6 protein-coding genes and 1 tRNA gene are annotated in these 12,162 nt (G+C 43.2%); 2 read left to right on the forward strand and 5 right to left on the reverse strand.

Annotation, left to right across the window (positions count from 1 at the left end):
* Nucleotides 1-36: 36 nt before the first annotated feature.
* Together addA and VIHSUH07_RS01885 are read right to left on the reverse strand one after the other, a co-directional pair.
* Nucleotides 37-3,789, reverse strand: coding sequence for a helicase-exonuclease AddAB subunit AddA (gene addA, locus VIHSUH07_RS01880; RefSeq protein ID WP_105083678.1), 3,753 nt, complete (start codon nucleotides 3,787-3,789; stop codon nucleotides 37-39).
* A complete protein-coding gene (locus VIHSUH07_RS01885) occupies nucleotides 3,779-7,309 on the reverse strand; it encodes a PD-(D/E)XK nuclease family protein (protein WP_105083679.1) in 3,531 nt (1,176 codons plus the stop codon). Before VIHSUH07_RS01885 ends, addA begins: the two co-directional genes overlap by 11 nt.
* Before the next feature lie 289 nt (nucleotides 7,310-7,598).
* Here VIHSUH07_RS01885 and VIHSUH07_RS01890 point away from each other — a divergent pair, with 289 nt between their 5' ends.
* Nucleotides 7,599-8,594, forward strand: coding sequence for a hypothetical protein (locus VIHSUH07_RS01890; protein WP_105083680.1), 996 nt, complete (start codon nucleotides 7,599-7,601; stop codon nucleotides 8,592-8,594).
* A 79-nt stretch (nucleotides 8,595-8,673) separates the two neighbouring features.
* On the opposite strand, the gene VIHSUH07_RS01895 is transcribed toward VIHSUH07_RS01890, so the two are convergent.
* A complete protein-coding gene (locus VIHSUH07_RS01895; protein WP_105083681.1) occupies nucleotides 8,674-9,222 on the reverse strand; it encodes an SGNH/GDSL hydrolase family protein in 549 nt (182 codons plus the stop codon).
* A 130-nt stretch (nucleotides 9,223-9,352) separates the two neighbouring features.
* On the opposite strand from VIHSUH07_RS01895, the gene VIHSUH07_RS01900 reads away from it, so the two are divergent.
* The gene (locus VIHSUH07_RS01900) at nucleotides 9,353-10,336 is read left to right on the forward strand and encodes a hypothetical protein (RefSeq protein WP_105083682.1); all 984 of its coding nucleotides are present in this window, start codon (nucleotides 9,353-9,355) and stop codon (nucleotides 10,334-10,336) included.
* Between the two features lie 84 nt (nucleotides 10,337-10,420).
* On the opposite strand, the gene VIHSUH07_RS01905 is transcribed toward VIHSUH07_RS01900, so the two are convergent.
* The gene (locus tag VIHSUH07_RS01905) at nucleotides 10,421-11,647 is read right to left on the reverse strand and encodes an MFS transporter (protein WP_105083683.1); all 1,227 of its coding nucleotides are present in this window, start codon (nucleotides 11,645-11,647) and stop codon (nucleotides 10,421-10,423) included.
* A gap of 387 nt (nucleotides 11,648-12,034) precedes the next feature.
* Nucleotides 12,035-12,123, reverse strand: a tRNA-Ser gene (locus VIHSUH07_RS01910).
* Nucleotides 12,124-12,162 lie beyond the last annotated feature (39 nt).

Raw genomic sequence — 12,162 nt, forward strand, 5'->3', positions numbered from 1 at the left:
GTTCGTATTATGCTAAGTCGATTATCTTATATATGCTTACAACAGGACCGCTTCATGTAAGCGGAAGCTATAAATATAACTTGCTTTCACAGGCATATTTGTCAATCGTTCTAGGGCCTCTTTGTAGAGGTCCATTTGTATTTTATAGCGACGAATGAGCTCGTCTCCACTCTTAACGCGGTCTGTCTTATAGTCCACGAGGACCCATTGATCATCTTCTACAAAGGCCGTATCGATGATACCTTGTAAGAATAGACGCTCACCATTCTCTACATCAGGATATACCTGATTACCGTCAAAGAGCATGCTAAACGGCAATTCTCGTTCCACTCGTTTTGATGCAATGAGACGCTGTCCAAGATCAGAGTTAAAGAATCCATATAAGCTACGATCACTTAATAGACTGCGTTCCTCATCACTAAATTTACCTTCTGCTTGCAATGAATCGAGCATATCTGTCATGGATGTTTGCGTATACTTTTTAACAGGTAGCCATTGCATCGCTTCATGCATCAATGTGCCCCATTGCGCACCCGTTACAATTTCCTCAGCGTCAGCAATGGCCATCGGCTTGCGTCCAAATACGGAATCGGCTATCTCTATTTCACTAATAGCAGGAATACTTGTATCTAATACCGTAGCCGATACTGCCTCCGCATCACGTTCGGCAAATCGTCGTTTCAATTCGCTAACAGAAATCTTAGCCGTCGTCTTGGCTGCTACAAGATTTGGATAGGTGAAAGCAAAGCGCTGTACGATTTTCTCTGGCAATTCTACATCATTTACCTTACCTAATACGCGAACCGTATTGATGGTCGTTTCATCCACATCAGCCTTGTAATCTAAATCTCCATAGAGAGAACCATCATGAATCTCTACCTTTACCTGACATTGACGGTCCAGCAAATCAAAATTTGTTTCTCCTTCGAGTTCAATGATATTACGAAGTGGTGTACCCCCATCTAGATGACGGGCAAAGGCAATGAGTAGCCAATGCAAATAGGAATTACCAGCTTTGATTAGATCGGCACCTAATGCTTGGGTCTGCGTCAAGGCCGCATGTTTTATATGAGCGCCAATGCCCTTTTCCTTTTTGATTTCCTTGTTAATATATCCGATCAAGAATAGCTTATCCCGTGCCCGTGTCAATGCAACGTAGAGGATACGCTGTTCTTCGGCTTTCATGGCATCCGATTTAATGGATTTACAATAGAGCCACGGCATGGACGGATAGGATACGCGAATGTCTGGGTAATAACCCTTTAATCCGATACCGCCATTTTTATCGACCAATAATGGTGAATTGAAGTCCATGGTATTGAACTTCTTTTGTACGCCAGACAGGAATACAACAGGGAATTCAAGGCCCTTACTCTTGTGGATGGTCATAAGGCGCACCACGTCATCTGCTTCGGTAACTACATTGGCAACGGCCATATCTTGATTGCTATCGCGTAAGCTTTCAACAAAGCGAAGGAACCTAAAGAGCCCTCGGAATCCGGAGGATTCAAACCCTTTAGCCCGTTCATAGAGGGCCATCACATTGGCGCGACGCACGAGGCCATTCGGCATGGCGCCTACGTAGTTCACGTAATCTAATGTTTCGTAAATATCCCACAATAGATCTGCTACACCATGACGACGAGACAATGTGCGCCAACGCTCGATATGAGCGGTGAATTGCAACAATCGTTCATCTTGAGCCTGTTCTGCATAGAGAGGCATAACAGACCATAAAGAGCCGTCCCTGGTAAGGCGCAATGCACCGAGTTCATTGGCATCAAGCCCTACAAGTCCTGAATGCAATACGGCGGCCATCGGCAAATCCTGCTCAGGATTGTCGATGATTTGTAACAAGGATAAGAGCAATTGGATTTCTTGCGCTTCAAAATAGCCATCTCGTTCATTAACAACGGCTGGAATACCGGCTTGGCGCATAGCTGCTACGGCCCGTGTACCCCACCCAGCAAGGGACCTACGCAGTACGGCAAAGTCACGCCATTGAATTTGGCGGAACGAGCCATCCGCATTTTGCACCTGTTTCTTCGAGGCGTGTAATTCTTTGATTTTTTGGATGATAAAATCCAGTTCTCGCTCATTGTTCTCCGGTTCATCGCCTGCGGTTTCGGAATCACCATCGGTTTCGTCAGAACGATTCGTATCGCTCGTATCCAAGAGATGTAATTCTACAGCACCGCCCACCCAATCGGATGGAGCCTCTTCTACGATACGGCCCGGTATAAGCGATTCTTTTTCTCCATAATCAAGCTCCGCTGCCTCTTGGGTCATAATTTGGTAGAAAATAAAATTCGTAGTGGCCAAAATATTTTCGTGAGACCGGAAATTCTTCGCCAAATCAATGCGGCGCTCAACGGCATCATTCATGAGCCCATACGTATTATACTTGTTCATAAATAACGAACTATCCGCCATACGGAAACTATAAATGGCCTGCTTCACATCGCCTACGTAAAAACGATTATCCACGCGGGAAATGAGGTTAATAATGGTTTCCTGTACACCATTCGTATCTTGGTATTCGTCCACCATAATTTCTTTAAACGTATCCTGTAACTCAAGGGCCACTTCGGATGGTTTTGGATCATCTTCTGTGCCTGGTTCCACAAGGAGTGCCAAGCAGAGATGTTCCAAATCGCTAAAGTCCATGATGCCTTGCTCTTTTTTAGCCTCGTCATAGGCTTTGTGAAAGGCGATAGTCAATTCTACAAGGTTATGAATGAGCGGATATTGGTCTTTAAATTGCTGTTGCAGAACGGATTCATCAATATGGAATAGACCGTTTTTCATACCCTTTAAGCTATCCTTGTTTTGAGAGCCTAGCGATTTAAATTCGTCTGCTAACGCACCATCGACTTCTCCCTTTTCTAAGGCTTTGCCAAGGCTTGTAAAACTTGCTTTTGTAAAGGTATCTAAATTACGGCATACGTCGACCATATCGGACCAGGTCTCTGCCCCTTTTAATTGGGCTAATGCGGCTAATTGTTCTTGGTACACCTTGTCCCATTTCTTAGGGCCTACAGGACTTTCAAGTAAAGGTTCCATCTGTTCGATGCGGTCTGCAATGCGGTCGATTTCGGCCTGTTGGTCATTCCACATAGCACGGCCCCATAAGGTATCTCGTAAATCCTGCTCTTGAGCGGCCTTATATGGTTCTACGGCATGGCGCATCCACCCGTCAGGATTCGATTGAGACATGGCGAATTCATAGAGACTGAGCACCTTATCTTGCAACCCTGCATCAGATTTATCATCACTAAAGAAATCAGATAGGTCAAAAATACCATATGTATTATGTTCATAAGCCTCTTTCAAAAGGTTCTCTAACACTTCTTGTTTTAAGAGGGCCATTTCCGCTTCGTTGCCAATGCGGGCTGTAGGAGGAATATCTAGTTTATAAAAATAAGAGCGAATCACCCACTGACAGAAGGAGTGCAATGTCGAAATATGTGCCGATGGCAATAGATTAAGCTGTCGCTCTAGGCGCGCTTGTAACGCTTTATCATCGGTGGATTCCATGGCCTTAGCTAAGGCGACGCCAATACGAGCGCTCATTTCAGCGGCAGCAGCCTTTGTAAAGGTAACAACCATCAGTTCTTGTACGGATAAAGGATTCTCCATATCTTTTAACCGCGTAATAATACGCTCTACAAGAACCGCCGTTTTGCCAGAACCAGCAGCAGCGGCGACAAGCAAGGTTTGGGCCCCTAAATTACTATCCTTTGGGGACATGATGGCAGATTCCTGCTCCGGTGTCCATTTAACGCCCATTGTCGTCACCTCCTGTCATAGAGCTATCGGTATTAGAACTTTCACAAAAATCAGCGTTAGCCTCAGTCTGTCCAGATGAACCATTGAGGGCATGGCGCATTTTTTCAAGAGCGTTCGCCTCATTTAGAGCACTCAAATAATTATATTGATTGCGCTCATTATCAAAGCGACACACCGTCTTGTAATCGCAGTAGGAACAAGGAATGGCCTTATTCAACTGATACGGAGCAATGGGGAATTCACCCTTACCGATGGCAGAGCCGGTGTCCGCCATAATCGATTCCGTATAGCGGCACATGATATCAAAGTCGCCAGAGGATTTAACAATTTTCATATCCCCAGAATGGATGGTTCCCTTCCCGGTAATACGAACGGGCACATAAGGGCCCTTGCTCTTATAGGTGAGCAAATTTTTATCCATCTTTTCCAACATGTCGATATCGTCTGTAAAATACCCTTTATTATTAAGGGCCCCATTTGTATCCGCCAAGGCTTTGGCCTCTTCATAAGACACAGGCTCACCCGCTGGCGTTCGTGGATTTTTTACATACGTATACACCACAGCGGCCGGTGTCATCGGTTGATCATGGTGTTTCTTATAAGCCGATTCTAATGCCAACAGATAGGTCATCAATTGTAATTTTAGGCCATAATAGATTTCTTGTGCATTAACCGATGTACTACCCGATTTATAGTCGATAACCATGCCATACGTATGACCATCACGATTATATTCATCAATACGGTCAATTTGCCCTACTAAGCGTAAATAACGGTCCTCTCCAAGGGATACCTTAATGGAGTCCCACCCATTGGGACGTCCAAAGTCCTGTTCTAAATACATCGTATCAAAGGAGGACCGGCTAGACCAATCGACAAGGCGCGATACCGTTTTCTGTAATGTTCTCACAACGCGCTCTTCAATAGCCTTATCATAGGCTGTCTTTTCATCCTCATCATAACGGTTTTCTTCTAATATATCCGCTGCTACGCGGGCACATAATTCTTGTTGTGCCGTTTCGTCTAAATCGCGCCATTGCTTATGCTCGGATAATAGTTGCGTTCCTAACCGCTCCAAATTGGCATGTAAAAAGGTACCAATTTCAGGGGCTCCAAAGGAACGAACCTTGCGAGGCTCTAATTTCAAACCATATTGAGCATAGAATTTAAACGGACATTGACGATATTTTTCAAGGCGCGTTACCGACCCAGACATATAGCCTCGTTTGAGGAACAGACCAGTTACTAATTCCGGCGCAATAACAGGTACATCATTATTGTCGCGAATACCACGGCTCACGTCCTCTAAGCGTGGTCTGTAGGCCCCATCATGGCGAGCCCAGTTATAAAGGCCCCACCATAGTGGTGACACAGGTACGCCACTAAACAAAGCGCCCCAACGTTCAGATAATAGGGATAGACTTTGGTATGGACGCCATAAGTATTCATCTTCTGTACCATCTTGAATGGTGAAAGGAACCTCTATAGGGGACGTACAGAAACCGAGGGATTGTAATCGTTTAATGACGAGGGAACTTTCAAGTCCTTCCCCTTCATCATTGGAACCTGCATAGGATATGGTTAAATGCTGCTCGGCCCGCGTCATCGCTAAATAAAGAAGGAAATTTTCATTAAACGCCTTCGGCAAGGCGCCTTCTGCAAGAACGATACCCGCCTCAGCCAATGCTTCTCGTTCTCTATCCTTAATCAAACCTTCATCGCCCATGTTTTGTGGGAACACACCTTGATTAAGACCCATCACATAGACCCGAGGCCACGATTGACTGTACGCCCGTTCTATGGTTGTAATCGCTATGTGATCGAGAGACGGAGGAATCATGGAGTAATGAACATTATCGAGGGCCTCTTCTAAGAGGGCTATCATTTCATCTAACGTCAATGTTTCCGTATCGGTGAGGACCATCATTTCATCGAGGAATCCGATGACCGCATTGTACATTTGCTCGTGACTGGCCTTGGATTCTAAATCGCCATCTCGCTCAGCTTCTAAGGACCATTCATAGAGGCGCTGAGGCACTTGTAATTCTTCGAGGACTCTGTAGATGTGTTTACACCATTCCACACCTGTATGCGCGTCGCTGGACGCGGCAAAATCAAACCAAGGTATCAAAATATCCATGATGGTCTGTCTCGATGCATTCACACGCTCACGTCTCAGTGCATCCGGTTGTTCCTCGTCTGAAAGCCCCGATACGCGGCGCATATAGGACCAAGTATCCCGTTCCCACTGTAAATGGTCAATACCAAACTCAAGAACATAGTTTTCTAATTCATCTACCTCCTCACGAGTAAGAGGCGTCAAATCCGTTTTTAATAAACGAAACATACCATCTCGACTATAACTATGCTTAACGATACCGAGCAAGTCCGTCATCAATTCTCCAAGCGGATGATTATTCATAGGTCGTTGACGGTCTCCAAAATGAGGTATCCCATAGCGGGTAAATACCTTCTCTAATGTATCGCCATAGGTCTCCGATTCACGGAGCATAATACATACATCGCGGTAGCGTGCATTAGGGCTGCTTTCAATATAGGAAAGGATATCACGAGCCACCCAATCCGCTTCGCGTTCCCGATTATAGGCACTTACAAGCGGTATATGTTCAGCCGTAGTATTGTGCTTACCGTGAAAGAAATTTTCCTCTAAAGATTGCAACACAGGTGTCCCTCTATGCCCTGTAAAAGACTGAAAGGACAATTTCGTTCCATATTCCTTATGGAGATTTTCCAAGATTTCAACGGAGCGATTAAAGATGCCATGACGACCTTTATTAGCCAATATACGTTTAGGGTCAGCTGGTAAATCGACGGTGATTACAGATTCTACAGCAAGATCAAAGAGCATATATAACAGCTCAAAGTGAACCGGTGTAAACCAGTGGAATCCATCGACAAAGACATGACAGTTTTCCATCAATGGAGACTGTGGCAATGCATGAACAAGGTCCATGATAGGGTCCCCATCAATTTGCCCATGAAGCTGCAATTCCTCTTCGTAGGCCGACATGCATAGTGCCAATTCCTGTAGCTTTTTCTGTAATACACCATTTGATACGCGCTGTGCACCAGATTCTAATTCATCAGGTCCAATGCGAAATGAGCGAAACTCGGAAAATAAACCTTGCAATACCGCTGAAAACTCTGGCCGTTTAGCGGCTTGCGACAACAGGCCTAATTCAGCTCCTTTTCGTTTCATCACAAGGCTTAGCAACATGGTTCTCCCCAATTGAGATATACTCTGTTGCTGAGCCTTTACATTGCCTATCGATTGATATACCTGATAGGCCAATCGGCCAAAGCCAACGACGCGGACCGTCGTAAAGCCTCCTTGAGGCATAAATTCCGCAAGTTCCCGTTCCACGCGATAGGTGGCTGGCTCTGGAACGAGCAAAATAATAGGGTCACCTGGGCATTCAGTGATAACTTGTCGAATGCGTTCATATACGGCACGGGTCTTACCGGAACCAGCGCGACCATAATACATGGTAATACTCATACTACCTCCCACAACAATGCTTATATTTAGTAGTTTTGCTTATATTTCATCATCCCTAAAACAAAATATATAGCACGGATACTTTATACGACATATAAATATATATACTATTGTACACCATGGAATATTAAAATTGTATTTGACAAATTCTCATTTTTCCCTTATTCTGTTTACAAAAATTAAAAAAATTAAATTTGTTTATATTTTATTTACATATTAACACTCATCATGTATAATGAAACATAGATGAAGTGTTATTTGTAAAAATGTGAGATTAGGAGTCTTTATTATGAATACAAAACGAATTGCAACGGCATTTGCTGTATTGGCAGCAACAACAGTTTCTTTTTCTGCATTTGCCGCATCTATGGATGCAAATGCACGCGCTTATGAACGCGCTGCAGCAGAACAAGCTCAATATCAATACACACCTATAAACAGTGCACCTGTTGCACAAGCAAGCTATGTAGCAATGCCTCCACGTCCTAACTATTCCCCATTACCAGCTGTACCATATACAGCAGGTGATATGAGCCAACAAATGCCTGTTTCCAAAGAATTAGGCGACCCAATCTTCGTGGCTCCACAAACAACAGTTGTAGGCATGCAAATCATGGATCCAATTCCAAGCCCTAATGCACCTCAACAACAAGCTGTAGATGCACCAGCTACACTTACTTTCAGCAAAAGCGGCAGCGGTTATGTATCCACATACAGAAATAACCAATTGAACGCATTTGATGTATTGTTGAATGGCCGTTCTTATACATTCGATTTACCAGCTTATACAAATGGTTACCAAGTTAAAACTGCAAGTTCTTACAACCGTGCTGGTAATGGCATCGCTAATGTATTTACAACAAATGTTATTACAGAAGCAATTGTAAACAACACATCCTTACGTGTTACTGTTAATATGACACAACCTACATCCGTAGCGGCATCTAAATTACGCGCTATGCAACAATCTGGACAAGTAACATTGGGTGAAGTTTCCACATTGTTTGCTTATAATGAAAGCTATGATGGCGTAAAACAAGCTGCTAATTACGATGTATACAACAATAACGGTCGTTTCATCGTTGTAAAATCCGGCGCAGTAACAGTTCCAAATGGTGCACAACATCCATATGCAACAGCTATGTTCGCAATTACTGATGATACGGTAGCAGCTGTAACGGTTTCTGGTAACAGTGGTGAAACTTATGAACTTGTAAAAGGTACCGCTTACGCTATCGCAGCTTCTGCACACGCTGCAGCTGACAAAACATCCAAACAAAAATAATAGACCTCCAGTGTACGACTTATGTCGAGCACTACACATAAAGAAAAGAGCACATCCTACGGGAACGTGCTCTTTTCTACTATAATCGTGTAAATGTTTCTAATGCCTTATAGGCCATTAAGCGATAGCCCCGCTCATTTGGATGAACCTCTCCTGCAAATACGATTTGTCCTATTTGATCGGCTTCATGAAGGACGCTGTAAAAATCGATAGTTTGTAAGCCATGTTCTCTTGCATATTCTTGTAGACGACGGTTTACTTCCACTACCACATGATTAAGGCCGTCCATTTCACTATCGATTTGTGTTTCAAGGCCCATGATAACATGACCCTTGTCACTAGCTATGGTAGCGGCTTTAATGAGCTTGTTATATACATAGTCACTATCGCGATTTTGCAAAATATCGTTTGTACCACACATAATGCATATATATCGATTCTCCTCATAGGACTTGTCGATACACCAGGATTCTAAATAATTGATTAAACCTTGCACAGATAGTCCATCGATGCCGTGATTTTCCATATGATATGCGGGTAGTGCGGCGCTACATAGCTCAACCCAGCCGAGACCGTCTCTCACATCATATCCACGGGTGATGCTATCTCCAAAACATATTATATTCATAAATTCCTCCCTGTACATTAATTCATCTACATTGTAAAATATATATGTATAAAGTACAATATGTTACTCATTTTCATGTATTCTTAAGTACACCATGGTACACTTTTTTCACATGGAGAGGAGAATTATAATGAAATATTTATTAGCTCTCGTGGGAACCCTATTGTGTACCTCGCAATCGGGATTTGCCATATCACAATACGAAATAGAGCAAAAGCCCACTCAGTATCAGCTAGCGTATTCTAGCGATACCGAGCATATGTATGTCGACCTTAGCTCAATTCATACAAAACAGACGGCTTCTAATTATAAAACGGTACAGGCTCGACTATTGAGCTTATACACTAAAAATAACGTAATTGCAGACTATGATACAAACTTCACATTTTATAGACAACAACCTAATGCACCGGTAACGATGACTGCGTGGAAAATATCTAAACCAACATTCTATGCGGAAAATGGGTATCCTATCGATACATTACCGCAACAACGGTTAGCAAAGGATTATGGACAACATGTGGCGGCGCCAAATAGCCCATCACAACGCATTGGGGAATTTATCTATAATACGTCTAAAGAGATGGAAAAGATTACCTATACATATGATAATCCATATATTCCACCTCAAGTATTCCCTCCTGTAGTCGATCAACAAACACGGGCCGTATTATTTGGTCTCATGCCTCCTACAGATGCTGTTATTTCTACACCAATGGATCGTGTTATACCAGCACCTCCAGCACCTCCAACTAATATGCAACCAAGCTTGCAACCAGGTCATGTAGGCGGACCTAACCCAGATAGCTTAGGTGACCGTGGGCGCTTCTCACCAAATTTAAATGCACTTCAAACGGGTAAATTCCAACCATCTAATCAAAATATGGCTCTTCCAGATCGACAAGGACCTCCTGGCCCTCAAGGTTTTAAAGATAACAAGAATCGTGATAGCCGGAATCTTAACGATAATGGTCATGGACGCGGTCATGCTGACATGTCGCCTAATAGCCCTAATCGCGATAGTCATCACAACGATGGTAATCGTGACAACGGCGGTCGTAATGGCGGTGGTCGCGGAGATGGTGGCCGTGGCGGTGGTCAAGGTCCTCATTAATTATTATTTACAAAAACATTTAGAAACACGAAAACCCTCATCGTTATTGATGAGGGTTTGTTTTATGGCTTTCACAAGGGAAATTTATTTTTTTAGTCTTACAAAGAACAAGGCAACGGCACCGATAACTGGTGCAATAGCAAGGGTCATCAATGCAGATTTATAGCTACCAGTTGCAGTTAGCATACTACCTAAAATCATAGGCGCCAACATAACACCGATTTGATTAAATAAGTTTACAAAGCCTGCCGTAGTGCCTCGCAAGTGAGGTTCTGCTGATTGTACAACGAGAGCATTCGTCAACGCACTGTGCATGAATGCGCCAATACCAAGAATTGGACCTGTAATAAAGAGCATATCTGGGTTTGTGGTGCTCGCAAAGAGTATTAAGGCCGGTCCAAATAAGAACATAACGAGTGCCGTTAAATGATTTTTCTTAATCGGCAAAATATCGGATAAAATACCGATGGTTGGCTTTGCAATAAGTGCAGCCAAGCCAAAAGCGGACATAACATGACCTGCATAGATGGCGTTAACCCCTAGTTGTTTTACCATGTACAAGTTTGACCATTGAGCCACCGCCCATGTAGCACCGGTAGCGAAAAAGCCAGCAAACGCAAGGCAACGAATATTGCGATTTTTTAACACGTGAATCAAGTTTTCTTTTATGGATGGCTTTTCCCCTACAGGAACCGCTTCGACATGAGCCTCCGCTTCACGTTGAGCTAGAATTTCAGCACTTGGCTTACGCACTGTAAAGTAACTAAGTATAAAGATAAGAATTGGCAACATAGCAGTTAAGAGGAATGCATTTTGCCAACCATAGTTAGTTGCTACATAAGGGGCATATAAATTTACAGTCGTCACCCCAAGTGATGTACAAGACATGAAAATACCAACGGCTGCGCCACGTTGATTAGGACCAAAATAATCCCCAATGGCACTCAAGCAAGAGGCCTGTACAGGCCCCGATACAATACCTAGTAAGAAACGCAACACCCATCCATAGGTGTAATTATCAATGGTGCTCATCAATGCGGTAATAACTGCCATGGCGAGTAAGCTAACTAATATAGTATATCGATAGCCGATTCTATCCGCTAAGATACCACCTGGTAATACCATGATGGCATAGCCCATGTAAAAGGCGGATAAATAGGTCGTCCCCATTTGTGGCGTAAAATTCAATGCTTCATTGACAATCGGCATCAATGACGCCCAGGATAGGCGCATAACAAAGCTAATCAAAAACGTTAGCCAAACGCTGACGAGAATTAAAATCTGAGTTCGCGAGAAACCAATTCTACTCATACGAGCTCCTTTCTATAGAAAAATAACATATAGAGCTATCATACTATAAATAGAAAGAGTTTTTCAAACATAATGAGTGAATATCTAATACTTTACAAAATTAAGTATCCGATGTACTATAATAGTTGACTAAGGAAATGAATAACTAACATTGCTTAACGCAAAAGAAAAAAGACGGTACTGCGAATACCGTCTTTTTTATATGTGCTAGTTACTTGCTGAAGTATCTATCTAGCCACTTGCAAATGTAGTGACAATTAAGGTTATCTATTAATAAAGCGTACAAAAAAGCAGTACTACTAGTCGCCCGACTCAGAGTGGCAATAGCCAAGCGGTCGGTCAAATGACCAGTAATACTGCTTTTGATACTATAAGTATAAAATTGAATGGCGGAGAGGGTGGGATTCGAACCCACGGCCCCTTGCGGAGTCACTGGTTTTCAAGACCAGCTCCTTAAACCACTCGGACACCTCTCCATAATGGTATATTATAGCAGATTTGTATTGAAGTGTGCA

Source organism: Veillonella sp. T34266-5, from assembly GCF_002959815.1.
Lineage (GTDB): Bacteria > Bacillota > Negativicutes > Veillonellales > Veillonellaceae > Veillonella > Veillonella atypica.

Bases quoted from the DNA above. Each gene is read 5' to 3' on its own strand.
- VIHSUH07_RS01905 (WP_105083683.1), bottom strand. From the start codon at position 11,647: ATGAGTAGAATTGGTTTCTCGCGAACTCAGATTTTAATTCTCGTCAGC.
- VIHSUH07_RS01890 (WP_105083680.1), top strand. From the start codon at position 7,599: ATGAATACAAAACGAATTGCAACGGCATTTGCTGTATTGGCAGCAACA.
- addA (WP_105083678.1), bottom strand. From the start codon at position 3,789: ATGGGCGTTAAATGGACACCGGAGCAGGAATCTGCCATCATGTCCCCA.
- VIHSUH07_RS01885 (WP_105083679.1), bottom strand. From the start codon at position 7,309: ATGAGTATTACCATGTATTATGGTCGCGCTGGTTCCGGTAAGACCCGT.
- VIHSUH07_RS01900 (WP_105083682.1), top strand. From the start codon at position 9,353: ATGAAATATTTATTAGCTCTCGTGGGAACCCTATTGTGTACCTCGCAA.
- VIHSUH07_RS01895 (WP_105083681.1), bottom strand. From the start codon at position 9,222: ATGAATATAATATGTTTTGGAGATAGCATCACCCGTGGATATGATGTG.